Source organism: Micromonospora sp. NPDC057141 (assembly GCF_042670805.1).
In the GTDB taxonomy this organism is placed as follows: Bacteria; Actinomycetota; Actinomycetes; order Mycobacteriales; family Micromonosporaceae; genus Micromonospora.
In genome coordinates this window covers 10,682-34,234 of the sequence record NZ_JBHUVA010000020.1, presented here as the reverse complement: position 1 = coordinate 34,234, position 23,553 = coordinate 10,682, and the positions used below count along the sequence as shown (strand labels likewise).

The window sequence follows — 23,553 nt, the reverse complement described above, 5'->3', positions numbered from 1 at the left end:
GCGAGCGCCGCTTCGGCGAGCGGGGCTTCGGCGAGCGGGGCGGGGACCCGCGTACCGGCGATCGGCGGGGCGGATTCCGTCCCGAGGGGCGCGGACGGGACGACCGGCCCCGTGACGACCGGCGTGGCTTCGGCGGGCGACCGCCGGCGCGTACCCACTGATCCTGACGACGACCGGAACGCCGCCGCAGAGCCCACGCTCCGCGGCGGTGTTTCCGCTTACGCTGCCGGCGGGTGCGGCGTGCCGTAATGTCCGGGTTCATGCCGACCATGCCGAAGTCGCTGTTCTGGGGCCGCACGGACACCGCCGGCAGCGAGCACGTGGTGGTCGACGACGGCGCCGGACTCGGCGCGCGGGGCGTCGCGCTCGCCGTCGACCCGATCCCCTACACCTGCCGCTACCGGCTGACGGCCGGCTCCGACTGGGCGACCAGCCGGCTGGAGGTCGAGGCGGAGGGGGCGGGCTGGCAGCGGAGCGTACGCCTGGAACCGGTCGGCGGCCGGTGGCGCGTGACCACCACCGAGCAGGGCGACCTGGACGCGGCGCTACGGGTGGCCGGGCATCCGCCGGCGGGCCTGCCGGGCACCGACGATCCGGACCGGCTGGCCGGCGCGGTGGACGTCGACCTGAGCGGCTCGCCGCTGTTCAACACCCTTCCGGTACGCCGGCTCGGGCTGACCTCGGCCTCGACGGGGGCGGGGACGGGGCACCGGATCACCGTGGCGTGGGTGCTGGTGCCCAGCCTGATGGTGCTGCCCGCCGAGCAGGTCTACACGGCGCTCGGGCCGGGCCGGATCCGCTTCGCCAGCGGGACGTTCACCGCCGAGCTGGACGTCGACCCGGACGGCTGGGTGCTGCGCTACCCGGGCCTGGCCGACCGTGTCGCCCCGCGCTGAGCGTCTCGCGTTTCCTCAGGTGTTAGGAGGGGCCCCTTGTACAACAGAATGCGTTAATAGGGGGCCCCTCCTTTCACGCAGGCCAGGTACCGGTGGTGAGGAAGCGATCGACGGTCGCCAGGTGCGGGGCGAGGTCGAGGCCCTGCGCGGCCACCCAGTCGTCGGCGTAGTACGTGTCGGCGTACCGGTCCCCCGGGTCGCAGATCAGCGTGACCACCGAGCCGGTGCGGCCCTCGGCGAGCATCCCGGCGATCAGGCCGAACGCGCCCCACAGGTTGGTGCCGGTGGAGCCGCCGACCCGGCGGCCGAGCAGGGCCGAGCCGGCCCGCATGGCCGCCAGGGAGGCGGCGTCGGGCACCTGGACCATCCGGTCCACCACGGCGGGCAGGAACGACGCCTCGACGCTGGGCCGGCCGATCCCCTCGATCCGCGAGCCCCGGCCGGTGCACACCGACCAGTCGGCCGCCTGCCAGGCGGGATAGAACGCCGAGTTCTCCGGGTCGACCACGCAGAGCTTGGTGGGCAGCCGCCGGAACCGGGTGTACCGCCCGATGGTGGCGCTGGTGCCGCCGGTGCCGGCCCCGACGACGATCCAGGCCGGTACGGGGTGCCGCTCCAGCGCGAGCTGGGCGTAGATCGACTCGGCGATGTTGTTGTTGCCCCGCCAGTCGGTGGCCCGCTCGGCGTACGTGAACTGGTCCATGAAGTGCCCGCCGGAGTCCTCGGCGAGCCAGCGCGCCTCGACGACCACCTTGGCCGGGTCGTCGACGAGGTGGCAGCGCCCGCCCTGGAACTCGATCTGGATGATCTTCTCGGGCGAGGTGGACGCCGGCATCACCGCGATGAACGGCAGCCCCAGCATCCGGGCGAAGTACGCCTCGGAGACCGCCGTCGAGCCGGAGGACGCCTCGACGACCGTCGTCCCCGGGCCGATCCAGCCGTTGCAGAGCCCGTAGAGGAACAGGGACCGGGCGAGCCGGTGCTTGAGCGAGCCGGTGGGGTGCACCGACTCGTCCTTGAGGTAGAGGTCGATCCCCCACTCCCGGGGCAGCGGGAACGGCAGAAGGTGGGTGTCGGCGGACCGGTTGGCGTCGGCCTCGACCGTGGCGATCGCCTCGGTCACCCAGCGCCGGCTGGCCTCGTCGCACCGGTCGAGATGAGTCATGTTCGGAAACGTAGCAAGCGGGTCGGCCCTGGTCGCCGCCGTGTGCCGGGGCCGCGCCGCCCGGCGGGGCAACGGGGCGGTCAGGTGGCGGGGCGGTCAGGTGGTCAGGTGGCAGGGCGGCCGAGCGGCTGCGGGCGGTTCTCCCACTTGGTGGAGAGGGCGATGCCGGTCCGGGTGGAGGCCACCCCGGGGGTACGGTTCAGCCGCACGATCAGCTGCTCCAGCTCGGCGATGGTGCCGACCCGGGCCTTCAGCAGGAACGACTCGACCCCCGCCATGAAATAGCAGGACTCGATCTCGGGCATTCGCCGGAACGCCTCCAGCACGTCGTCGGTGTCGCCGCCGGAGTCCTCGACGATGCCGATGAGCGCGGTCACGCCGAGCCCGATGGCCTCGGGCTCCACCTCCGCCCGGTACGCCCGGACGACGCCGCTCGACTCCAGCTTGCCGACCCGCTCGTGCACGGCCGGGGCGGAGAGGCCGACCTGGCGGGCCAGCTCGGCGTACGAGAGTCGGGCGTTGCCCTGCAACAGCTCCACGAGGCTGAGGTCGATGGCGTCCACGGACTGTGACCCTAGTCGTTGGGGCGTAACGCGGGTCGCCCGGCATGCGTTGCACATGACAGCAGGTGAGTGTCCGCAGACCTTCGGTCGAGGGAGAGCAGAGCCGCCCCAGTTTACTAACTTCCCACTCAGTGCGTTTTTCGCGTTTGGCGGACAGGCCAGGTCGCTGGTGCTGTAATTGCCATACGTCCCTCATGACGGCTCTGGGCTCGCACCGGCCGGGGGCAGTGTGTTCAGCCGGGGGCTTCGTCGACGCGAGGAGGGGGCTGTGGACACTGGAGATCGCCTGCTGACACCGGGTGAGGTCGCCGCGCTGTTTCGGGTAGACCCGAAGACTGTGACGCGCTGGGCGGCCGCTGGCCGGATAGGCAGCATCCGGACTCCAGGCGGGCATCGCCGGTTTCGGGAATCCGAGGTGCGGGCCCTGCTTGAGGGGGAGGGCATGCTGGACGAGGCGGACGACATGGGGAAGGCTCGCAACGTCGGCCCCGCCGCGTCGACCGGCCCTGGCCCGGCCAATGCCGGGATGTACTGACCAGGGGTGTACTGAGCAGGTGCGCTGACGGGCACGGGCCGGCCAGTCCGGCCCGCGTCCGGCCACCGGTCCGGCGTGCGTCGGGGTCCGCAGCGGCAGGGCCGAAGCCGCCCGACCCGAGGCCGAGTCAGAAGCGCCCGACCCGGGCCGAGTCAGGAGCGCCCGACGCCGGGCCGAGTCAGGAGCGGGCAGCGCCCAGCTCGCCGGACCAGCGGCGGAACAGCGTGTGTGGCACGCCCAGCGCGTCGAGCACCTTCCCCGCCACGAAGTCGACGAGCTGCTGCGCGGAGGCGGACGCCCCGGCGCCGTAGAAGCCCGGGCTCGCGGGCAGCACCACCGCCCCGGCGTCGTGCAGGGCGATCAGGTGCTCCAGGTGACTGCGGGTCACCGGCGTCTCGCGGGGCACGACCACCACCGGCCGGCGCTCCTTGAGGTTGACCTCGGCGGCCCGCTGCAACAGGTCCTTCGACAGGCCGATCGCGATGCCGGCGCAGGCCGCCGTGCTGGCCGGCACGACCGCCATCCCGCGTACCCGGTAGGAGCCGCTGCTGGGGCCGGCGGCGAGGTCGCCGGCGGGCCAGTGCCGCACGTCGGCGTCGCCCAGGTCACGCCCGAGCCAGGCCGCGAGGTCCTCGGCCCAGTGCCCGTCGCGGAAGGCCCGCCCGGTCTCGTCGAGGATGGTCAGCCGGGCGGCCCGGGAGACGACGAGATCGACCGGGGCACCCGCGTCCAGCAATCCGCGTACGACCGCCGCCGCGTAGGGCGTACCGGACGCCCCGGAGATGCCGACCACCCATGGCTCACGCATGCTTCAAGCCTGCCCGGTCGGCTCGACCCCGTCGAACCGGGGGTTCCTGGTCGCCCGGCAACGCGGCACAGATGTGGAGGAAGGTCAATGACCGGTGCGGTGGCCCGGATGCTGAGTGCGGAGTGTCCGCTGACGCCCCGGATGTCCGGGCACGCCGACGATGTGCAGGAGTGGCTGGAGAACCGGTTGGCCCGCGCCGACCTGCCGCTGGACCGCGCCGGCCTGGACCAGCTCGGCCGGGCGGGGTTCGCCCGGTACGCGGCCCGCCTCTACCCGGACGCCGGCACCCCCGAGCTGTGTGCGGTGAGTCTGCTCTTCACCTGGTTCTTCCTGGTCGACGACCTGTGCGACGGCCGGCTCGGTGAGGCCCCGGACCAGATCCGCGCGCTCCGGGACGGGATCCTGCGAGCGCTGCGCAGCGGTGCGAGCGCCCGGCACCCGGGCTTCGTCGGGCCACTGCGCCGGCTGCTGCTGGATGCCTTTCGGTCGCTCCGGCGGCAGATGCCCGAGGGCTGGCGGACCCGCTTCACCGACGCGGTGGCGCACCACCTCGACGGGGCGTACCGGGAGGCGGTGAACCGGTCCACCGGCCATCAACCGGACGTGGCCGAGTACGTCGACCTGCGGCGGGCGACGTCGGCGGCGTACGTCTCGTACACGTTGACGGAGTTTGTCACCCGCCGCCCGCTACCCGACGCCATCTACCACCACCCGCAGCTACGCGAACTCGACACGATCGGAAACGACCTGTTGTCCTGGTTCAACGACGTGGTGTCGTTGAAGCGGGACCAGGCCACGTCGGGCGGGCACAACCTGGTGCTCGCACTCGCGCGGGAGCACGGCGTGCCGGTGACGACCGCCACCGGGATGGTGGCCGACCGGTGGCGGGTTCGGATGCGCCGGTTCACCGAGTTGCAGGGCGCCCTACCGTCCTTCGGGCCGGAGCTGGATCTGGCGGTGGCCGATCACGTGGCGGTCGTGGCCAACTCGGTCCGGGGCACGATCGACTGGTCGCTGGAGAGCGCCCGGTACGCCGATCCGCCCGCACACCGGTACGCCGACCCGCCCGCACACTGGTCGTAGCAGCCGCCCACCGCTCGGGGCGGACGGCTCGATGCGGAAGAGCGACTCCCGCGCGGCGATCCTCAGCCCGGCATCGACCCCCTGCTCACACCCGCAGGCCGAGCCGCGCCACCAGGTCGAGCAGGGCGAACACGAACAGCGCGATGCCGACGAACCCGTTCGCCGTGAAGAAGGCCCGGTTGACCTTGCTCAGGTCGGTCGGGCTGACCACCAGGTGCTGGTAGCCGAACGCGGCGGCGGTGAGCACCAGCCCGATCCACCACGGCCAGCCGAACCCGACGAGCGCCCCGAACCAGACGAACGCCGCGAACGTCACCACGTGCGCGACGGTGGAGGCGTGCAGGGCGAACCGCAGCCCGTACCGGGCGGGGACGCTGTGCACCCCGATCTCGCGGTCGACGTCGGCGTCCTGGCAGGCGTAGATCAGGTCGAAGCCGCCGATCCACAGGCCGACGGCCGCGCCGAGCAGCCACGCCGGCCAGGAGCCGGCGAAGGTGCCGGTGACGGCGAGCCACGCGCCGACCGGGCCGACCGCCTGCGCGACCGCCAGGATGGCGTGCGGCCAGTCGGTGAACCGCTTGCCGTACGGGTAGACGACCAGCGGGATCACGGCGAGCGGCGCGAGCGCCAGGCAGAGCGGGTTGAGCAGGGCGGCGGCGGCGAGGAACACCACGAGCGCGACGCCCGCGCCGGTCCAGGCCGTCCGCACGCTCACCGCCCCGGTGACCAGTTCCCGGGCGGCGGTACGCGGGTTCCGCGCGTCGATCCGCCGGTCGAGGATCCGGTTGGCGGCCATGGCGAACGTCCGCGCCCCGACCATCGCCACGGTGATCAGCAGCAGGTCTCCCCAGCGCACCCGCCCGCCGTTGACCTGCATCGCGGTCAGCGCCGACAGGTACGCGAACGGCAGCGCGAAGACGGAGTGCTCGATCGCGACGAGCTTGAGGAAGGACTTGACGCGGCCCGGCCGCGCGGGCGCAGCAGCGGCGGTGGCCATCAGATCCCGTACTCCTTCCAGCGCTTGTCGACCAGCGAGACGACCTCGGGGGCCATGGTCATCTCCTCGGGCCAGCCCCGGGTGTAGCCCTCGGTAGGCAGCTTGCGGGTGGCGTCGACGCCGACCTTGCCGCCCCAGAACTGCTGGTAGGAGGAGTGGTCGAGGTGGTCGACGGGCCCCTCGGTGAGCAGCAGGTCGCGGGCGTAGTCGACGTTGCCGAACGCCCGGAACGCGACCTCGTGGTAGTCGTGCACGTCGCAGTCGTCGTCGACGATCACGATGAGCTTGGTCAGCGACATCAGGTGCGCGCCCCAGATCGCGTTCATCACCTTCTGGGCGTGCTTGGGGTAGCGCTTGCGGATCGACACGATCGCGCAGTTGTGGAACACCCCGGCGGCCGGCAGATCGTAGTCGACGATGTCGGGGATCAGCAGCTTCAGCAGCGGCTGGAAGATCCGCTCGGTGGCCTTGCCGAGGCCGTGGTCCTCCTGCGGCGGCTTCGAGGTGACGATCGAGTGGTAGACCGCGTCGCGCTGCATGGTCATCGTCTCGATGTGCAGCACCGGGAACGGCTCGACCGGCGTGTAGAAGCCGGTGTGGTCACCGAACGGCCCCTCGGGCAGCCGCTCGCCGGGCTCCAGGTAGCCCTCCAGCACGATCTGGGCGTGCGCGGGCACCTGGAGCGGGACGGTGAGGCAGTCGACCATCTCGACCCGCTCGCCGCGCAGGAACCCGGCGAACAGATACTCGTCGATGTCGCTGGGCAGCGGCGCGCTGGCCGCGTACGAGACGACGGGGTCGCAGCCGATCGCGACCGCGACGGGCAGGCGCTGGCCGAGCCGCTCGGCGACCGCGTGGTGGGCGGTGGAGTCCTTGTGGATCTGCCAGTGCATGCCCAGCGTGTTGCGGGAGTGCTGCTGGAGCCGGTAGAGCCCGAGGTTGCGCTTGCCGGTCTCGGGGTGCTTGGTGTGGGTGAGCCCGTAGTTGTGGAAGATGCCGCCGTCGCCGGGCCAGACCTGGAGGCCGGGCAGCCGGCCCAGGTCGACGTCGTCACCGGAGTAGACCACCTGCTGGCAGGGGGCCGTCTTGACCTTGCGCGGCGGCACCGACTTGAGCTGCATGACCTTGCCGAGGCCCTCGCGGATGCCGGACCAGCCGACGGGCAACTCCGGCTTGATGAGCGCGCCGATCCGCGCGCCGATCTCGTCGAGGGAGTCGACGCCCAGCGCCATCGCCATCCGCTTCTCGGTGCCGAACAGGTTGATCGCCACCGGCAGCTCACCCCGGGTGGGGCGCTCGAACAGCAGCGCGGGGCCGCCGTCGCGCACGGTCCGGGTGACGATCTCGCTGATCTCCAGGGTCGGATCCACGGGGACGCTGACGCGACGCAACTCCCCCGCCCGCTCCAGGGCCGCGAGAAAGTCCTTGAGATCGGTGTACGGGAACCCACGTGCCGCCATGCCCCCAGTCTCCCGCACCCGCCTGAGGTGCAAGGAAGGGCCCCTTGTTAACGCTTTCTGTAGAGGAAGGGCCCCCTATTGACAGCCCAGTCACCCGGGCGCCGGGGGCCGACCCTGGTGCTGCTGCACGGCTACCCGCAGTGCTGGCGGATGTGGCGGGGGCTGCTGCCGGAGCTGGCCGGCGACATCAGGCTGGTCGGCCACGACGTGGGCGCCATGGTCGCGTACGCCTACAAGGGCAGCATCGGCGCGGACGACATCGAGGAGTACGCCCGGCACCTGGGCGATCCGGCACACCTGCGGGCCAGCTTCGCCTACTTCCGGGCGTTCGGGCAGGACGTCGCGGACAACGCGGCGTACCGGAAGCGACCGCTGCCGATGCCGGTGCTCGCCGTCGGGGCCAGGGCCAGCCTCGGCGGGCAGGTGGCCGACCAGGTGCGCCGGTACGCCCGCACGGTCGAGGGCCGGGTGGTCGAGGAGAGCGGTCACTGGCTCTTCGAGGAGCGCCCGGCCGAGCTGACCGACCTGCTGCTGCCCTTCCTGCGCGGCTGACGCCGGTTGCGGGCGGCGGTCAGCGGGTCACCCCACCCGGCCCGGCCCCACCCGCCCAGCCCGGTGATCAAGAGGAAAGTGTCAGAGTTGATCTCTGCGATGACGCAAACTTCTTGATCACCGAGCCGAGTCGAACCGAGCCGAACCGAGCCGAACCAGGGCGGGCTGCCCCCGCCCGCGCCGATCTTGTGGTTGCGGCCCGGGCGAAAAGGGCGAAGCACCCATCCGAAGGGCCGAAAGTGCAAGATCGACGCGCAAGGCGGCGGTCAGGCGGCGGGCGTCCAGGCGTACGCGGCCAGTGGCGGGTCGAGAGGGGCGTCTACGAGGCGGTTGGCGAAGGTGGAGATGGTGTACGTGCCGATGCCGAGCACGACGTCCAACGCGTGCCGGGGCTGCCAGCCGGCGGAGAAGAAGGCGGCCAGTTCCTCGTCGGGGACGGCACCGGAGTGGTCGAGCACGGCGACGGTGAACCGGCGCAGCGCCTCGAGTCGCGGCTCGGGCAGCGCCGTCCCGGCGCGCAGCGCTTCGGCCAGTTCCGCCGTGCCGCCGTGCCGGGCCAGGGTGGCGGTGTGCATGGCCACGCAGAGGTGGCACTCGTTGCGGACGGCCACGGTGAGCACGACCACCTCGCGGGCGACCGGGTCGAGGTCGGTGGACTCGAAGGTGGCGCTGGCAGAGAGGAAGCCCTTGAGCAGTTCCGGGGACTCGGCCATCAGGGCGACGGCGGCGGGCAGGTGCCCGAGCTTGCGGTGGACCCCGGCCATGGTGGGCCGGGCGGCGGCGGGCGCGGTGTCGAGGGTGTGGGCGGTGAAGGCCGGTCGGGGCATGGACAACCTCTTCGCGTACGATGGTCAACGTGGTTGACCAAATAGTAAACGTGGTTGTCGAACATGGCAACGGCTGACCCCGTGAACGTGGCACCGGGCGATCCCGAGCGCCCCGGCTTCCTGCTGCCCCTGCTGCTGCTGGCCGGCTTCCGTACCCTCGTCGACGACCTGCACACGGAGCTGGCCCGGCAGGGGCACCCGGAGCTGCGGCCGGTGCACGGCTTCGTCCTCCAGGCCGTCGGCCCGGCCGGCACGACCGCCAGCGAGCTCGGTCACCGCCTCGGCGTCTCCAAGCAGGCCGCCGGCAAGACCGTCGACCGGCTGGTCGCCCTCGGCTACCTGGAACGCGCCGACGACCCCGCCGACGCGCGGCGCAAGCTGATTCGGCTGACCGATCGGGGGCACGACGGGCTGCGCCGCTCGGCGACCCTCTTCGACACCCTGCGGGCCCGCTGGGCGCAGACGCTGGGCGAGGAACGGGTGAGCGCCCTGGAGGACGACCTGAGCCGGGTCGCCCAGCCGAACTTCTTCCGGCTCGACGTCCCGGGCTGGTTCGGCGCCTGACCGACCGCCGGTACGCGCACCGGCAGCAGCCAGATCAGGTCAACCGGCAGCAACGAACGCAGCCACCGGCAGCAGCCAGCGCCGGATGCCGACACCAGCAGGCGCAGGGCTGCTCAGCCGGCGCTCGCCAGCTCCACGAAGGACCGCCAGGCGCTCGGCGAGAAGATCAGCACCGCGCCGTCGCGGTCCTTGGAATCGCGTACGAGCACCCGGCCGGGCAGGTTGTCGGCCACCTCGACGCACGCGCCGCTGTCGTTGCCGCTCCGGGTGGACTTGCGCCACCGGGCACCGGTCAGGTCCATGGCTTGAGGATCTCCTCGATCAGGTCGATCGACTGCTGTCGGGACAGTGCGTCGCTGCGCACACTCTCCCACCTTCGCAGCAGCGTCGCCATCCCCTCGACCTCGTCCACCACGGTGCCGCCGATCTGGTTGTCGAGGAAGCCCGTCCAGTCGCCGTCGGCCGACCAGCCGAGGATGAACGGCCCGAACAGCCCGGCGTGCAGCCCGCCCCCCACCGGCAGCAGGTGCACCCGGACGTGTGGCCGCCGGGCGCAGTCGACCAGGTGGCGCAACTGGCCGACCATCATCTCGGCCGTGCCCTCGGAGAAGCGGCGCAGGGCGGTCTCGTCGATCACGGCGGTCAGGTGGGCCGGGTCGTCCCCGCCGAGGATGCCCTGCCGGTCGAGGCGGGCGGCCACCATCTCCTCGACGCGATCGGGCGTGAGGGCGGCGTCCAGCCGGAAGACCGCGCGCGCGTAGTCGGCCGTCTGCAACAGCCCGGGCACCATCATCGCGCCGAAACAACGGAGCTGGGCGGCCTCCCGTTCCGCCTCCAGCCAGGGCCGGAACCAGATCGGCTCCCGCTCCCGGCGGCCCAGCGCGCGCAGCGCGACGAAGAGCCCGCCGGTGCCGAGCACCTCGTCGGCGCGCTTCAGGTAGGCGAGCGTGGGGGTGGCCTGCCCCAACTCCACCGCCGAGATCAGCGACGGCGAGTAGTGCACTCGCCGCCCGTACTCCTCCTGGTTGAGCCCCGCCGCGCCCCGCAACCGGCGAAGCTGGGCGCGGATCACCACCGCTGTCGACATCTGCTCACCCATCCGATACTCCCGCGCTGGAGAAGAGGAACCCACCGAACCCGGCGGGACACGACCTGCCGGACCGTAGCGACTCGCGCGCGGACTGTCAGCCCTCAACGGGCGAATTGTGGAGCGGTTGTGGAATCACGGCGGCCAGGCTGCCCGGGTAGCGGATGCCGGACGGCTTCGTCAACGCCATCGCGCCCACCACAATTCTTATAAGTGCAGTTCTAAACATCTCGCAGAAGCGGGTCGGCGCTCGCCGGCAAGAGCACCCGGCGACACGATGGGGGCATGGACGACGCGTACGTGTCCGGCGCCCCGGATGGCCTCTCGCCCCTGCTGGTCCGCATCCGCGACGCCGACGGGGTGATCACCCGACGGTGACCAATCGTTGACACTGCGGTGACGGGTCCAGGGGTCCACTCTCCGGGCATGGGCGGGCCTGGAAGCAGCACCGCGACCCGTGGTGGTCGGCCGGCCCGGACGGAGATCCCATGGACAGACGCGCTCCCCATGGCGTGCTGACGGCCCTCGCCCTCGTGGCCGTGCTACTCGGCGGTGCGCCGCCCGCAGCGGCAGCCACCACCACCGTGACGTTCCTCCCCAGCCAGGACACCTACGTCAGTTCGTCCAACCCGAACACGAACTTCAACGGCACCAACACACTGATGGTCGGCGCCTCCCCCACCCGGATCTCTTACCTTCAGTTCACGGTCACCCGGCTGGTCGACCCGGTCACCAGCGCCCGCCTGCGGCTGCACGTCCAGAACACCACCAACGCCCCCAGCCCGACCGGCGGCACCGCGCAGCGGGTCGGCACCGACTGGTCGGAGCGCACCCTGACGTACGCCACCCGGCCAGCGTCGATCGGCGGACCGCTCGACACGCTCGGCACGGTGCGCAGCAACACCTGGTACGAGCTGGACGTCACCGGCGCCGTCACCGGCAACGGCATCGTCGGCTTCTCCCTCTCGTCCGACAACCCGAACGGCGCCTTCTACGACAGCCGGGAGGTCCCCGGACTCTCCCCGCAACTGATCATCCGGACCGGCCCCCCGCCCACGGGCGACAACGTGCTGCTCAACGCTGGCGACATCTCCGCGTGCAGCACCACCGGCGCCGCGCAGACCGCGCAGATCGTCGCCCGCGAGCCCGGCACCGTGATGGCCGGCGGCGACCTGACCGACAGCGGTACGGCGGACCAACTCGCCAACTGCTACGACCCGACCTGGGGCCGGTTCAAGGACCGGACGAAGCCCATCCTCGGCAACCACGACTACATCACGGCCGACGCCAAACCCACGTTCGACTACTTCGGCCCGGTCCTGCCGCCCGGCAAGGGCTACTACTCCTTCGACAAGGCCGGCTGGCACATCGTCGTGCTGAACACCAACTGCTCGAAGGTCGGCGGCTGCCAGGCCGGCTCGCCCCAGGAGCGGTGGCTGCGCGCGGACCTGGCCGCGCACCCGACCCGCTGCACCCTGGCCCAATATCATCACCCGCTGTTCAGCTCCGGCGGCCGGCAGTCGTCGAACTCCCGCCCGCTGTTCCAGGCGCTCTACGACGCGGGTGCCGAGATCGTCATCAACGGGCACAACCACCAGTACGAACGGTTCGCCCCGCAGAACCCGTCCGGGGTCGCCGACCCGGCCCGGGGCATCCGGGAATGGGTGGTGGGCACCGGGGGTCGCTCGCTCCAGAGCTCGTTCCCCGAGCCCGCCGCCAACAGCGAGGTGAAGAACGGACGGACCTACGGGGTGCTCAAGCTGACGCTCTCCCCGAGCAGCTACACCTGGCAGTTCCTACCCGTGGCCGGCGGCACCTTCACCGACTCGGGCACCGGCACCTGCCACTGAACCCGGGGCCGGGTCCGACCGGCGCGCACGGTCGGACCCGTCGGGTCAGCTCACCCCGGCGTACGAGTGCAGGCCGGTGAAGAAGAAGTTGACCCCGAACAGGTTCATCAGCATGGTGAGGAAGCCGACGATGGCGATCCAGGTCGCCACGTTGCGCCGCACGCTCGGGGTGGCCCGGGCGTGCAGGTAGCCCGCGTATACCACCCAGGAGATGAACGCCCAGGTCTCCTTCGGGTCCCAGCCCCACGGGCGGCCCCACGCGGCCTCCGCCCAGATCGCCCCGGCGATCACCGCGAAGGTGAAGATCGGGAACGCGAAGGCGTGCAGCGTGAAGGTCAGCCGCTCCAGGCCGGCCGCCGCCGGCAGCCGCTTCGCCAGGGTGTACGGGAAGCTGCGCCGGCCCTGCTCGTAACCACTGCGCATGAGGAACGCGACCGCCGGCACGACGCCCAGCAGGAAGATGCCGGACGAGAAGCTGATCGTCGACACGTGCACGATGAACCAGTACGACTTGAGCGCCGGGGTCAGCGGCACCACCTCGACATAGAGCTTCAGCTCGGCGAACGCCAGCAGCAGCACCATGACGAGGGTGAGGAACAGCCCGAGGCGGCGCAGCGAGGGGCGCTTCCACAGCACGGCGAGCCACGCCGCCGTGCCGATGAACGACACGGTCAGCACGAACTCGTACATGTTGCCCCAGGGCATCCGGTCGGCGGCGACACCGCGGGTGACCGTGGCCGCGAGGTGCAGCGCGGCGGCGAGCGCGGTGATCCAGACGGCGACCCGGCCCGCGAGCCGACCCCGGTCGGCGGGGCCGGACCGGTCGGGCCCGGCCGCCTTGGTGACGGGCGCGTCGGGCGCGTCGGGCGCGTCGACCGGGCCGCCGGTGCCGCCGACTCCCGCGCCGACCCCCGCCCCGACCAGCTCGCGCGCGGGCGCGGCGGGCCGGGCGACGGCGCGGGCGTTGCCCAGGGCGTACTCGACGGCGTGGCTGATCATCGCGATCAGGTACGCCAGGATCGCGAACGTGACCAACTGGTCGGAGAGTGCGGACATCACTGCGCTCCTTCTCGCGTCCCGGCCGGGCCACCCACGTCGCGGCCCTCGCCGGCCAGCTCGCCCGGCGACCCGTCACCGGCTTGTCCGCGCGACGTTCCGCCGCCGCTGACGGCGGCGACGAGCTGCGCGAACTCGTCGGCGAACCCTGGATAGTCGGTGCGCGGCAGGCCACCGGCCTCCACCAAGCTACTACCGGCCGTCGGAGATCCACCGGCGGGGTCCACCGGGGCATCCGATGCCCCGGCGGGCCCGGCCGGCGGGGCGTCCGTCCCGGCGGGCCCGGCCGGCGTGAGGCGGAACCAGACCCGGCGACGCCTGCCGAACAGTGCGCCCATGAGGCCGACCAGCAACGTCGTCGAGCTGACGAGCAGCAGGGCCGAGCCGGGGTCGTACCGGACCGAGATCGTGATGTACGGCTGCGTGCCGACGAACTCCAGCACGCTGCCGTCGTCCAGCGTCCACTTCTCGCCGACGGCGAGCTTGCGGTCGCCGATCTGCTTGAGCTTGCCGCTGCTGACCTGGCGCTGGTCGAGCTGGTACACCGAGCCGGGGATGCCGGCGTCCATGCCCAGGTTCCCCTGGTACGCGACCAGCACCACCGCCGGGTTGCGCTCGGTCGGGAACTCCGACCGGGTGAACGGGGGCTGCTGCGGCGCGGTGGGCAGGTAGAGCCCTTCGAACGCGACCTGGAGGTCGGCGTCCCGCTTCCCCGTCGCCGGGTCGACGTTGACGTCGGGAAACGCGGCCACGCCCTCGCTGGTGAGGGTGGCGTCCCCGGTGGTGAGGAACGGGAAGTTGCTGGTCTGCGTCCTGCCGTACCGGTCGGTGTAGCGCAGGATCGGCGCGTAGCCGTGGCCGAGCAGGTAGACGTTGGCGTCGCCGAGGCGCAGCGGGTCGTTCACCGAGAAGGACGCGCTGCGGGTGGCCCGGCCGGCCTCCTCCACGTCGACCGTGGCCCGGTACGACTCCGGCTGCGTCGACTCCAGGAACGTGGCCTCGAAGTCGGTCAGCGTCAGGCAGAACGGCGGCAGGTCGGCGCTGTCCACCCGGGGGCCGAGCTTGGCCTCGGCGTACTGCTGGCGGGTGTTGCAGAACGCGTTCTCCGCGCCGGCCACCAGCAGCTTGTTGCCGTGCCAGCCGTACCAGGAGCCGAGCGCGACCCCGAGCAGCACGGCGATGAGCGAGGTGTGGAACAGCAGGTTGCCGGTCTCCTTGAGGTAGCCCTTCTCGGCGGAGACCTCGGTGCCACGCACCTGCACCCGCCAGCGACGGCGGCGCAGCTCGGCGGCGATGGCCTCGACGGCTCCGGGGCCGGCGGTGGCGACGCCGGTGAGCACGGCGTGCTGGGGCAGCCGGTCCAGCCGCTTCGGCGCGGCCGGCGGCTTCGCCCGCAGGGCGCGCACGTGGTCGCGCAGCCGGGGCACGATGCAGCCGATCAGCGAGGTGAACAGCAGCAGGTAGATCGCGGAGAACCAGACCGAGCCGAACACCTCGAACGCGCCGATCCGGTCGAGCCTCGGGGCCAGGTCGGGGTGCTCGACGAAGTACGTGTCGACCTTCTCCGGGTTCACCCCGCGCTGCGGCAGCACCGAGCCGGGGATCGCGGCGACGGCGAGCAGGAAGAGCAGGATCAGCGCCGTACGCATGCTGGTGAGCTGCCGCCACGAGTTGCGCAGCAGGGCCAGCACGGGGTTGCGCCGGCGGCGGGGCGCGTCGGCCGGCAGGGCGGGCCGGTCCTCGACGACGGTCATCAGATGCTCACCTCGCCCACGCCGACGGTGGTCTGCAACCAGATCACGAAGTTGGTCCACCCGCCGGTGACCAGCGCCAGGCCGATCAGGATCAGCAGGACCCCGCCGACCCGGGTGACCCAGCGGCTGTTGCGACGCACGGCGCGGAACACCCCGAGCAGGCGGTGGAAGGCCAGCCCGAAGACGACGAACGGCACCCCCAGCCCGAGGCAGTACGCCACGGCGAGCACCACGGCCCGGTCGAGCTGACCGCCGGGGGTGGCCATGCCGAGCACCGCCGCGAGCGTCGGGCCGGTGCAGGGCATCCAGCTCAGCGCGAAGACCGCGCCGAAGACGGGGGCCCCGAGCAGGCCGGCGGCGGGCAGCCGCTGGATGCGGAACTCCCGTTGCAGGCCGGGAAGCACCCCGACGAACGCCAGCCCGAGCACGACGATCAGCACGCCCGCGCCGATCTCCAGCTGCCGCTCGTACTGGATGAGGACCCGGCCGACGCTGGCGAAGAGGATCGCGGTGGCGGTGAAGACGGCGGTGAAGCCGGCGATGAAGAGCAGCGTCCCGGCCAGCACCCGCCCCTTGACCCCCGCGCCGGTCCGGCTTCCTTCCCGGGTACGCTCCGCCGCCCGTTCCCGTACGGCGACCCCGCCGCCGGCCTCCTCGGCGCCGACGAGGGTGTTAACAGGGGCCCCCTGCTCTACAGAAGGCGTTGACAGGGGGCCCTTCCTTGCACGCTCCAGGTCGGTGCCGGCGAGGCCCGTTACATAGCTGAGGTAGCCGGGGACCAGCGGGAGGATGCACGGGGAGAGGAAGCTGACCAGCCCGGCGAGCGCCGCCGCGCCGATGGCCAGCAGCAGCGGGCCGCCGCTGGCGATGTCGTGGAAGGTCTCGCCCATCAGCGCGAACCGTTGGGCGCGGGCTGCTCGGCGGCGATCCGCTCGACGATCGGTCGCAGCCGGTCCTGGGTGACCGCCGACCGGATGACCACGGCGACCCGGCCGTCCCGGTCGAGGATCACGGTGGTCGGAATGGTGGTCGGCGCGACGTCGAAGGCGAGGGCGAGCCGGCTCGGCGGGTCGAACAGGCTCGGGTAGGTGACCCGGCCTTCCTCGAACGCGAGAGCCTTGTCCCGGTTGTCCTGCACGTTGATGCCGAGGAACGTCACCCCGGAGCCCCTGGTGGCCTGGTAGGTGGCCTCCAGGTCGTCGGCCTCGGCCCGGCAGGGCGGGCACCAGGAGCCCCAGAAGTTGACCACGACGACCTGCCCGAGGTCCTTGGCGACGTCGTAGCTGCCGCCGGTGAGCAGCTCACCGGCGAGCTTCGGCGCGGCGGAGCGCTGGTCGGGGGCGCACTCGATGACGCCGTCGGTGGTGGTGCAGCGCTGCTCCTGGCTGTCGGCGGAGCAGGCGGTCAGCGCCGCCGTGGCCGTCACGGCCGCGAGGAGTCCCGCGATCCACCTCCGGGCTGACATCAGGCCCCCTTGGCCGTCCGGGCGGTCGGCGACGTGGCGACGAGGTGGGCGGCGGGCTCGGTGTATCCGATCCCGACGACCTTCGCGCCGTCGAAGTGGAAGGAGGTGAGGCTGGCCAGCCCGCACTGCCGCTTACGCGGGTCGTGCCAGAGCCGCTTGCGCTCGACGTACCGACGCAACGTCCAGATGGGCAGCTGGTGGGAGACCAGCACGGCCTCCCGCCCCTCGGCGGCGACGCGGGCCGCGTGCAGGGCGGCGAACATCCGCTCGGCGATGGCCCGGTACGCCTCGCCCCAGCTCGGGGTGACCGGGTCGCGCAGCACCCACCAGTTGCGCGGGTCACGGAACGAGCCGTCGCCCGGGGAGACCTTCTTGCCCTCGAACCAGTTGGCGCTCTCGATCAGCCGCTCGTCCACTCCGACGGGCAGACCGAACTGGGCGGCGATCGGCTCGGCGGTCTGCTGGGCGCGTTCGAGCGGGCTGGCCACCACGTGCACCACGTGGCGCTCGGCGAGCCCCTGGGCCGCCGCCTTGGCCATCTGCACGCCCAGCTCCGACAGGCGGAAGCCGGGCAGCCGGCCGTAAAGGATCTGGCCCGGGTTGTACACCTCACCGTGCCGGAGCACGTGAACCACCGTCTTGCTCACCGAAGCTACCCCCCGTGACCCGCCGCTGCCGCCGCGTTCGCCGCCGCCGGCAGGGCCGCGGCGATCTGCTCCAGGGCGGCGTCGTCGATCGCCGCCGAGACGAACCAGGACTCGAACGCGCTCGGCGGCAGGTAGACGCCGTCGGCGAGCATCGAGTGGAAGAACGCCCGGAACGCCGGGACCTGCTGGGTCCGCGCGCTGTCGTAGTCGACGACGTCGGCGTCCGTGAAGAAGATCGAGAACATGCTGCCCGCGTACGACAGGCGGTGCGGGACCCCGGCGGCGGCCAGCGCGTCGGCGGCGAGCTTGCCCACGACGGCGGCCGTGTCGTCGAGCCTGCGGTAGACGGCGTCGTCGGCCAGCCGCAGCGTGGCCAGGCCGGCGGCGCAGGCGAGGGGGTTTCCGGAGAGCGTGCCGGCCTGGTAGACCGGCCCGGCCGGGGCGAGCCGCGCCATGATCTCCGCGCGCCCGCCGAAGGCCGCGGCGGGCAGCCCGCCGCCCATGACCTTCCCGTACGTCCACAGGTCGGCATCGGTCGGGTCGAGGCCGTGCCACCCGGAGCGGGACACCCGGAACCCGGTCATCACCTCGTCGACGATGAGCAGCGCGCCGTGCGCGTGGGCGATCCGGGCGAGCTGGGAGTTGAACCCGTCGCGCGGGGCGACCACGCCCATGTTGCCGGCCGCCGCCTCGGTGATGATCGCGGCGACGTGCTGCCCCTGCGCGGCGAACGCCTCCTCGACGGCGGCGACGTCGTTGTACGGCAGCACGATCGTCTCGCTGGCCGCCGCGCCGGTGACGCCCGGCGAGTCGGGCAGGCCGAGGGTGGCCACGCCGGAGCCGGCGGCGGCGAGCAGCGCGTCGACGTGCCCGTGGTAGCAGCCGGCGAACTTGATGATCTTGGAGCGGCCGGTGAAGCCCCGGGCCAGCCGGATCGCCGACATGGTGGCCTCGGTGCCCGAGTTGACCAGCCGGACCTGCTCGACCGGGGTCCGGTCCACGATCTCGGCGGCCAGCTCGACCTCGCCGGGGGTCGGGGTGCCGAAGCTCGTGCCCCGGGCTGCGGCGGCCTGGACGGCGTCGACCACCTCGGGGTGGGCGTGCCCGAGCAGCAGCGGCCCCCAGGAACAGACGAGGTCGACGTAGCGCCGGCCGTCCGCGTCGTGGAGCCAGGGGCCCTCCCCCCGGACCATGAAACGCGGGGTCCCGCCGACGGCCTGGAACGCGCGCACGGGGGAGTTGACCCCGCCCGGCACGATGGCGCGGGCGCGGTCGAACAGGGCCTCTGAGGCCGGCGCGTCGGCCGGGTAGCGGCCGGATCCGGCGGAAAAGTCATCGGTCACGATGCGGCCATTGTGTCAGCGCCGGGCGGCGAATCGGCAGCCACCCCTGATCGGGGTTACCGGGCTCACCCCGGCGGTGGTGCTCGGCGGGAGGAGAACGCCCGCCCCGGCGGGGGCCTGCCGCGCCCGGTCGCCTCGGCGGGCCGGGTGGGCGGGATCGCGCTAGGCTGACCGGGTGGATCGTGCCGAACTGTCCATCACGTTACACCGGACGGACGACGAAGCTGTGCTTCGCCTCGCCGGTGAGATCGACATGCTCACGGCCGCCCAGCTCTCGACCGTCGTCAACGAGGCGCTCGCCGACCCGACGCCGCGCATCGTCCTCGACCTGGGTGGCGTCACCTTCTGCGACTCCCAGGGCCTGGGCACCCTGGTCGTCCTCAGCCGCAAGGCCAGCCACGCGCAGAGCCTGCTGATGCTGACCAACGTCGGCGACTTCCTGCTCCGCGTCCTGGACATCACGGGCCTCCGCTCCGCCCTGATGATCCGCAACGGCGCACCTGCCGACTGACCCGGGCACCGGTCCCACGCCGGGTCAGCCGGGCAGGTCGCGAGCGCCGCCCAGGCCGCCCCGACGCTGGCGCGGGGCAGCAGGCCGAACAGCAGCACCGCCACGCCGACCAGCACCCACACGGCCGGCACGTGGGCCAGCGCCGCCCCGGTGAGCCGGGGCACCCGACCGGCGACGTCGCCGATGGCCAGGCCGTACGCGAGCCCGGTCACCAGGCCCGTGACGACCAGCACGACCGCCGGGCCGAGCAGGGCGAAGGCGAGGTGGCCGAGCAGCCAGCGGGGCCGGCTCACCCCGGTGGCGAGCACCGGCTCGGCCCGCTGGGCGGTCTCCTCGGCCCGCATCCGCAGCGCGGCCTGGATGCCGTAACCGGCGGCGGCGAGGGCGGTGATGCTCATGGTCGCCCCGAGGTACGCCTCGGCGATCGACGCCGGGCCGCCCAGGCGCGCCACCATCCGGGCGACGGCCTCGTTGCCCTCCACCGCGCCCCCGGCCGCCTCGGCGGCGCCGCCGAGCACCGCGCCGAGCGCCGCCGCGCCGACGGTCCAGCCGAGCAGGGCGACCCGGTTGAGCCGCCAGGCCAACCCCAGCGGGCCGGCGAGGGCGGGGCCGGCGACGGCCGGGCCGAGCCGCTGCGGCAGCATGCCGGCACCGAGATCCCGGCGGGCGCGGTCGATGCCGCCGCGCATCCGGCCGAGCAGGTCGATCACCTCGCCCCCGGTCAGGTTGGGCCACAGCGTCACGTCGCCGGGCACGTACGCGAGCCGGCGGTGCAGGGCGACGGCGTCGCGCCACGGGTCGCCGCCGAGCAGCCGGACGGCCCCCGCGTCGGCCCGGAGCAGGCCGAGCAGCACCCGGATGGCGGTGGACTTGCCGGCGCCGTTGGGGCCCAGGAAGCCGTGCACCTCGCCGGCGCGGACGGTCAGGTCGAGGCCGTCGAGCGCCCGGGTCCGGCCGAAGGTCTTCACCAGGCCGGAGATGGCTATCGGATTCTCCACACTTCCGAAGCTACGCCGCCGAGATCGGCGAGCCTACAGGCTGTTGCCCCAGCGGGCCTGCTCGATGAGTTCCACGGCGCGGGCCCGGCCGTCCGGGGCGTCACCGCGCAGCAGCGTCGTGGCCTCGTCGACCGCGTCGGTCAGTGCCCGCCACTGCGCCTCGCGCTCGCGCAGCAGGTCGGACTGCGCGGCCAGCTGCCGGGTCTTCACCCACAGCTCGACGAAGACCGACACCTTGGCCCGCAGCACCCAGGGGTCGAAGGGCTTGGTCAGGTAGTCCACCGCGCCGACCGCGTACCCGCGTAGGGCGAGCTGGGCGTCCTTGTCGGCGGCGGTGAGGAAGATGATCGGCACGTGCCGGGTGCGCTCCCGCCGCTTGATGTGGCTGGCGGTCTCGAAGCCGTCCATGTCGGGCATCTGCGCGTCCAGCAGGATGACCGCGAAGTCGTCCACCAGCAGCTGCTTGAGCGCCGCCTCGCCGCTCTCCACGGCCACCGACTGCACCGGCAGCCCCTGGAGGATCGCCTCCAGGGCCATCAGATTCTCCCGCCGGTCGTCGACCAGCAGCGCCTTGGCCGTCTGGGTCACGAAATCTCCTCGCCTCGGCTGCCGCTCACCCAGGACGCCATCAGCTCGATCAGCTCGTCCAGGTCGACCGGTTTGGTGATGTAGTCGCTGCCTCCCGCCGCGAGCGCGGACTCGCGGTCCCCCGGCATCGCCTTCGCGGTGAGGAAGACGATCGGGAGGTCGGCGAAGTGGTGGTTGCGGCGGATCTGCCGGGTCGTCTCGTATCCGTCCTGGTCGGGCATCATCGCGTCCATCAGCACGATGCCCACCTCCGGATGCTCGGCCAGCAGGCGGACCCCGTCCGCCCCGTTGTCCGAGTACAACACGGTCATACCGTGCAGCTCCAATGCGCTGGTCAGAGCGAAGACATTTCGCACGTCGTCGTCGATGATCAACACGGTCACGCCCTCCAGCCGGCGGGTCGCTGGCGTCTCGGCCGGCTCCGACAGCTCCAGCGGTGGCATGAGCAGCGACGACGGCAGGCCCGCCCGGGCCGGCGACGGCGGCGCGGGCGCTACCACCGCGTCCGGCGCCAGCACCTCCGGTACGTAGAGGGTGAACGTCGAGCCCTCCCCGGGCGCCGAGCTGACCGTGATCGAGCCGCCGAGCAGACGGGCCAGGTCCCGGCTGATCGACAGGCCCAGCCCGGTGCCGCCGTAGCGGCGACTGGTCGTCCCGTCCGCCTGCTGGAACGCCTCGAAGATCAGCGACAGCTTGTCGTCCGAAATGCCGATGCCCGTGTCGATCACCGTGAAGGCGATCACCTGCCGGGCGTTGGTCAGCGCCGGGACGTCGAACACGACGTTCTCGGGCGCCGGGGCGATGCGCAGCGTCACCGCGCCGTTGTCGGTGAACTTCACCGCGTTGGAGAGCAGGTTGCGCAGGATCTGCTGCAACCGCCCCGCGTCGGTGACCAGCGCCGGGGGCAGCTCCTTGGCCAGCCGCACCTGGAAGTCGAGGCCCTTGTCCTCCGCCTGCGGGGCGAACGCCTGCTCGACGTACCCCCGGATGTCGGTGAACTGGACCTCCGTCGGCTCGACGTCCATCCGGCCCGCCTCGATCTTCGACAGGTCGAGGATGTCGTCGATCAGGCGCAGCAGGTCCGAGCCGGAGCCGTGGATGGTCCGGGCGAACTCGATCTGCTTCGGGGTGAGGTTCTGCTCCGAGTTCTCCACCAGCAGCCGGGCGAGCAGCAGCAGCGAGTTCAGCGGCGTACGCAGCTCGTGGCTCATGTTGGCCAGGAACTCCGACTTGTACGCCGACGCCCGGGTCAGCTGCTGCGCCTTGTCCTCCAGGCCGAGCCGGGCCAGCTCGATCTCCCGGTTCTGGGTCTCGATGTTGGCCTTCTGCTCCGACAGCAGCTGGGCCTTGTCCTCCAGCTCGGCGTTGGTGCGCTGCAACTCGGCCGATTGTTCCTGGAGCTCGTGGGCCAGCCGCTGGGACTGCGCCAGCAGCTCCTCGGTGCGCCGGTTGGCCTGGATGGTGTTGACCGCCACGCCGATGGTCAGCACCAGCCGCTCCAGGAACGTCAGGTGCAGGTCGGGGAAGGCCGCCACGCCGGCGAATTCGATCACCCCGAGCAGCTCGCCCTCGAACAGGACGGGGAGCACCACCAGGTCGGCCGGCGGGGTGTTGGCCAGCCCGGAACGCAGGGTGAGCCGGCCGTCCGGCGAGGCGCTCACCCGGATCGTCCGGCGGGAGAGCGCGGCCTGCCCGACCAGGCCCTCACCCGGCCCGAACGTGACGTCGTGCCCCCGGGCCACGTAGCCGTACGAGGCGGTCAGCCGCAGCCGCATGCTGCCGTCGGAGGTGTCCGCCAGGAAGAACGCGCCGAGCTGCGCGTCGACCAGCGGGGTCACCTCCATCATGATCATCCGGCAGACCTCGCCGAGGTCCCGCTGCCCCTGGAGCAGGCCGCCGATGCGGGCCAGGTTGGAGTCCAGCCAGCCCTGCTCGGCGTTCTTCTTCGTCGTCTCCCGGAGGGTGACGATCATCTGGTTGATGTTGTCCTTCAGCTCGGCGACCTCGCCCTGCGCCTCGACCGCGATCCGCTGGGTCAGGTCGCCCCGGGTCACCGACGTCGACACCTGGGCGATGGCCCGCAGCTGGGTGGTGAGCGTCGAGGCGAGCTGGTTGACGTTCTCCGTGAGGTCCCGCCAGGTGCCCGAGACGCCCTTCACCTGGGCCTGTGCGCCCAGCTTGCCCTCGATGCCGACCTCGCGGCCCACCCGGGTCACCTCGTCGGCGAACGACCGGAGCTGGTCCACCATCGTGTTGACGGTGTTCTTCAGCTCCAGGATCTCGCCCTGCGCGTCCACCGTGATCTTCTGCGACAGGTCACCCTTCGCCACCGCCGTGGTCACCGAGGCGATGTTGCGTACCTGCGACGTCAGGTTGGACCCCATCGAGTTCACGTTGTCCGTCAGGTCCCGCCACGTGCCCGACACGCCCTTGACCTGGGCCTGACCGCCCAGCTTCCCCTCCGTGCCCACCTCGCGCGCCACCCGCGTCACCTCGTCCGCGAACGAGCTGAGCTGATCCACCATCGTGTTCACCGTCGACTTCAGCTCCAGGATCTCGCCCCGGGCATCCACCGTGATCTTCTGCGACAGGTCACCCTTGGCGACGGCCGTCGAGACCTGCGCGATGTTGCGCACCTGGGCGGTCAGGTTCGACGCCATCGAGTTCACGTTGTCGGTCAGGTCGCGCCAGGTGCCGGCGACGCCGCGCACCTGGGCCTGACCGCCCAGCTTCCCCTCCGTGCCCACCTCGCGCGCCACCCGCGTCACCTCGTCCGCGAACGAGCTGAGCTGATCCACCATCGT

23 protein-coding genes and 1 pseudogene are annotated in these 23,553 nt (G+C 72.2%); 7 read left to right on the top strand and 17 right to left on the bottom strand.

Annotated elements, in window-relative coordinates; translation table 11 throughout:
• Nucleotides 1–269: 269 nt before the first annotated feature.
• Complete coding sequence (locus ACFT41_RS13900; RefSeq protein ID WP_377581029.1) at nt 270–896, top strand: putative glycolipid-binding domain-containing protein; 627 nt, start codon at nt 270–272, stop codon at nt 894–896.
• Nucleotides 897–969: 73 nt separating this feature from the next.
• On the opposite strand, the gene ACFT41_RS13895 is transcribed toward ACFT41_RS13900, so the two are convergent.
• Together ACFT41_RS13895 and ACFT41_RS13890 are read right to left on the bottom strand one after the other, a co-directional pair.
• Nucleotides 970–2,061, bottom strand: a complete 1,092-nt coding sequence (locus ACFT41_RS13895; RefSeq protein ID WP_377580923.1) for a PLP-dependent cysteine synthase family protein — start codon at nt 2,059–2,061, stop codon at nt 970–972.
• Nucleotides 2,062–2,165: 104 nt separating this feature from the next.
• Nucleotides 2,166–2,624: an Lrp/AsnC family transcriptional regulator gene (locus ACFT41_RS13890; protein ID WP_377580926.1), complete on the bottom strand. Its 459-nt coding sequence runs from the start codon at nt 2,622–2,624 to the stop codon at nt 2,166–2,168.
• Between the two features lie 268 nt (nt 2,625–2,892).
• Between ACFT41_RS13890 and ACFT41_RS13885 the strand changes: the two genes are divergently transcribed.
• Nucleotides 2,893–3,159, top strand: coding sequence for a BldC family transcriptional regulator (locus ACFT41_RS13885; protein WP_117668385.1), 267 nt, complete (start codon nt 2,893–2,895; stop codon nt 3,157–3,159).
• A gap of 178 nt (nt 3,160–3,337) precedes the next feature.
• On the opposite strand, the gene ACFT41_RS13880 is transcribed toward ACFT41_RS13885, so the two are convergent.
• The gene (locus ACFT41_RS13880) at nt 3,338–3,967 is read right to left on the bottom strand and encodes a UbiX family flavin prenyltransferase (protein WP_377580929.1); all 630 of its coding nucleotides are present in this window, start codon (nt 3,965–3,967) and stop codon (nt 3,338–3,340) included.
• An 87-nt stretch (nt 3,968–4,054) separates the two neighbouring features.
• Between ACFT41_RS13880 and ACFT41_RS13875 the strand changes: the two genes are divergently transcribed.
• Complete coding sequence (locus ACFT41_RS13875; RefSeq protein WP_377580932.1) at nt 4,055–5,050, top strand: terpene synthase family protein; 996 nt, start codon at nt 4,055–4,057, stop codon at nt 5,048–5,050.
• An 85-nt stretch (nt 5,051–5,135) separates the two neighbouring features.
• Here the strand turns inward: ACFT41_RS13875 and mqnP are convergent, their stop codons facing one another.
• Nucleotides 5,136–6,047 carry a menaquinone biosynthesis prenyltransferase MqnP gene (gene mqnP, locus ACFT41_RS13870; protein ID WP_377580937.1) on the bottom strand — a complete coding sequence of 304 codons (912 nt, stop codon included), beginning with the start codon at nt 6,045–6,047 and terminating at the stop codon, nt 5,136–5,138.
• Nucleotides 6,047–7,507, bottom strand: coding sequence for a menaquinone biosynthesis decarboxylase (locus tag ACFT41_RS13865; protein WP_377580940.1), 1,461 nt, complete (start codon nt 7,505–7,507; stop codon nt 6,047–6,049). The genes mqnP and ACFT41_RS13865 overlap by 1 nt, the downstream gene beginning before the upstream one ends.
• Before the next feature lie 78 nt (nt 7,508–7,585).
• On the opposite strand from ACFT41_RS13865, the gene ACFT41_RS13860 reads away from it, so the two are divergent.
• The gene (locus ACFT41_RS13860; protein WP_377580943.1) at nt 7,586–8,059 is read left to right on the top strand and encodes an alpha/beta fold hydrolase; all 474 of its coding nucleotides are present in this window, start codon (nt 7,586–7,588) and stop codon (nt 8,057–8,059) included.
• Between the two features lie 266 nt (nt 8,060–8,325).
• On the opposite strand, the gene ACFT41_RS13855 is transcribed toward ACFT41_RS13860, so the two are convergent.
• Nucleotides 8,326–8,886, bottom strand: coding sequence for a carboxymuconolactone decarboxylase family protein (locus ACFT41_RS13855; RefSeq protein ID WP_377580945.1), 561 nt, complete (start codon nt 8,884–8,886; stop codon nt 8,326–8,328).
• 87 nt (nt 8,887–8,973) lie between these two features.
• On the opposite strand from ACFT41_RS13855, the gene ACFT41_RS13850 reads away from it, so the two are divergent.
• Nucleotides 8,974–9,450 (top strand): MarR family winged helix-turn-helix transcriptional regulator, encoded by a 477-nt coding sequence (locus ACFT41_RS13850; protein WP_377581032.1) that lies wholly within the window; start codon nt 8,974–8,976, stop codon nt 9,448–9,450.
• 113 nt (nt 9,451–9,563) lie between these two features.
• Here ACFT41_RS13850 and ACFT41_RS13845 read toward each other — a convergent pair whose 3' ends face one another.
• Together ACFT41_RS13845 and ACFT41_RS13840 are read right to left on the bottom strand one after the other, a co-directional pair.
• Complete coding sequence (locus ACFT41_RS13845) at nt 9,564–9,752, bottom strand: DUF397 domain-containing protein (RefSeq protein ID WP_377580948.1); 189 nt, start codon at nt 9,750–9,752, stop codon at nt 9,564–9,566.
• The gene (locus ACFT41_RS13840; protein ID WP_377580951.1) at nt 9,743–10,549 is read right to left on the bottom strand and encodes a helix-turn-helix transcriptional regulator; all 807 of its coding nucleotides are present in this window, start codon (nt 10,547–10,549) and stop codon (nt 9,743–9,745) included. Before ACFT41_RS13840 ends, ACFT41_RS13845 begins: the two co-directional genes overlap by 10 nt.
• Nucleotides 10,550–11,025: 476 nt before the next feature.
• On the opposite strand from ACFT41_RS13840, the gene ACFT41_RS13835 reads away from it, so the two are divergent.
• Entirely contained in the window at nt 11,026–12,387 is a 1,362-nt protein-coding gene (locus ACFT41_RS13835) for a DNRLRE domain-containing protein (protein ID WP_377580954.1), read from the top strand.
• A gap of 45 nt (nt 12,388–12,432) precedes the next feature.
• On the opposite strand, the gene ccsB is transcribed toward ACFT41_RS13835, so the two are convergent.
• The 6 genes from ccsB to hemL are packed head-to-tail and all read right to left on the bottom strand — an operon-like array spanning nt 12,433 to nt 18,652.
• Nucleotides 12,433–13,443, bottom strand: a complete 1,011-nt coding sequence (gene ccsB, locus ACFT41_RS13830) for a c-type cytochrome biogenesis protein CcsB (protein WP_377580957.1) — start codon at nt 13,441–13,443, stop codon at nt 12,433–12,435.
• The gene (locus ACFT41_RS13825) at nt 13,443–15,197 is read right to left on the bottom strand and encodes a cytochrome c biogenesis protein ResB (RefSeq protein ID WP_377580960.1); all 1,755 of its coding nucleotides are present in this window, start codon (nt 15,195–15,197) and stop codon (nt 13,443–13,445) included. The genes ccsB and ACFT41_RS13825 overlap by 1 nt, the downstream gene beginning before the upstream one ends.
• On the bottom strand, nt 15,197–16,087 hold the full coding sequence (locus ACFT41_RS13820; RefSeq protein WP_377580963.1) for a cytochrome c biogenesis CcdA family protein: 891 nt from the start codon (nt 16,085–16,087) through the stop codon (nt 15,197–15,199). Before ACFT41_RS13820 ends, ACFT41_RS13825 begins: the two co-directional genes overlap by 1 nt.
• Nucleotides 16,087–16,662 (bottom strand): TlpA family protein disulfide reductase, encoded by a 576-nt coding sequence (locus tag ACFT41_RS13815; RefSeq protein WP_377580965.1) that lies wholly within the window; start codon nt 16,660–16,662, stop codon nt 16,087–16,089. The genes ACFT41_RS13820 and ACFT41_RS13815 overlap by 1 nt, the downstream gene beginning before the upstream one ends.
• On the bottom strand, nt 16,662–17,309 hold the full coding sequence (locus ACFT41_RS13810; protein ID WP_377580968.1) for a histidine phosphatase family protein: 648 nt from the start codon (nt 17,307–17,309) through the stop codon (nt 16,662–16,664). Before ACFT41_RS13810 ends, ACFT41_RS13815 begins: the two co-directional genes overlap by 1 nt.
• Nucleotides 17,310–17,314: 5 nt before the next feature.
• A complete protein-coding gene (gene hemL, locus ACFT41_RS13805; protein WP_377580971.1) occupies nt 17,315–18,652 on the bottom strand; it encodes a glutamate-1-semialdehyde 2,1-aminomutase in 1,338 nt (445 codons plus the stop codon).
• 175 nt (nt 18,653–18,827) lie between these two features.
• On the opposite strand from hemL, the gene ACFT41_RS13800 reads away from it, so the two are divergent.
• Nucleotides 18,828–19,163, top strand: coding sequence for an STAS domain-containing protein (locus ACFT41_RS13800; RefSeq protein WP_377581034.1), 336 nt, complete (start codon nt 18,828–18,830; stop codon nt 19,161–19,163).
• Between the two features lie 656 nt (nt 19,164–19,819).
• Here the strand turns inward: ACFT41_RS13800 and ACFT41_RS13795 are convergent.
• The 3 genes and pseudogenes from ACFT41_RS13795 to ACFT41_RS13785 form a co-directional block, all read right to left on the bottom strand.
• Nucleotides 19,820–20,161 (bottom strand): annotated as a pseudogene (locus tag ACFT41_RS13795) (ATP-binding cassette domain-containing protein); the annotation flags it as partial.
• Nucleotides 20,162–20,194: 33 nt separating this feature from the next.
• Nucleotides 20,195–20,749, bottom strand: a complete 555-nt coding sequence (locus ACFT41_RS13790; RefSeq protein ID WP_377580974.1) for a two-component system response regulator — start codon at nt 20,747–20,749, stop codon at nt 20,195–20,197.
• Nucleotides 20,746–23,553 (bottom strand): HAMP domain-containing protein (locus ACFT41_RS13785; protein ID WP_377613819.1); only part of this gene is annotated, 2,808 nt, incomplete at its 5' end. The genes ACFT41_RS13785 and ACFT41_RS13790, both read right to left, overlap by 4 nt.

Excerpts from the sequence above, each read along its gene's own strand:
- ACFT41_RS13900 (WP_377581029.1), top strand. The coding sequence starts at position 270 with ATGCCGAAGTCGCTGTTCTGGGGCCGCACGGACACCGCCGGCAGCGAG.
- ACFT41_RS13895 (WP_377580923.1), bottom strand. The coding sequence starts at position 2,061 with ATGACTCATCTCGACCGGTGCGACGAGGCCAGCCGGCGCTGGGTGACC.
- ACFT41_RS13880 (WP_377580929.1), bottom strand. The coding sequence starts at position 3,967 with ATGCGTGAGCCATGGGTGGTCGGCATCTCCGGGGCGTCCGGTACGCCC.
- ACFT41_RS13875 (WP_377580932.1), top strand. The coding sequence starts at position 4,055 with ATGACCGGTGCGGTGGCCCGGATGCTGAGTGCGGAGTGTCCGCTGACG.
- mqnP (WP_377580937.1), bottom strand. The coding sequence starts at position 6,047 with ATGGCCACCGCCGCTGCTGCGCCCGCGCGGCCGGGCCGCGTCAAGTCC.
- ACFT41_RS13865 (WP_377580940.1), bottom strand. The coding sequence starts at position 7,507 with ATGGCGGCACGTGGGTTCCCGTACACCGATCTCAAGGACTTTCTCGCG.
- ACFT41_RS13855 (WP_377580945.1), bottom strand. The coding sequence starts at position 8,886 with ATGCCCCGACCGGCCTTCACCGCCCACACCCTCGACACCGCGCCCGCC.
- ACFT41_RS13845 (WP_377580948.1), bottom strand. The coding sequence starts at position 9,752 with ATGGACCTGACCGGTGCCCGGTGGCGCAAGTCCACCCGGAGCGGCAAC.
- ACFT41_RS13840 (WP_377580951.1), bottom strand. The coding sequence starts at position 10,549 with ATGGGTGAGCAGATGTCGACAGCGGTGGTGATCCGCGCCCAGCTTCGC.
- ACFT41_RS13835 (WP_377580954.1), top strand. The coding sequence starts at position 11,026 with ATGGACAGACGCGCTCCCCATGGCGTGCTGACGGCCCTCGCCCTCGTG.
- ccsB (WP_377580957.1), bottom strand. The coding sequence starts at position 13,443 with ATGTCCGCACTCTCCGACCAGTTGGTCACGTTCGCGATCCTGGCGTAC.
- ACFT41_RS13825 (WP_377580960.1), bottom strand. The coding sequence starts at position 15,197 with ATGACCGTCGTCGAGGACCGGCCCGCCCTGCCGGCCGACGCGCCCCGC.
- ACFT41_RS13820 (WP_377580963.1), bottom strand. The coding sequence starts at position 16,087 with ATGGGCGAGACCTTCCACGACATCGCCAGCGGCGGCCCGCTGCTGCTG.
- ACFT41_RS13815 (WP_377580965.1), bottom strand. The coding sequence starts at position 16,662 with ATGTCAGCCCGGAGGTGGATCGCGGGACTCCTCGCGGCCGTGACGGCC.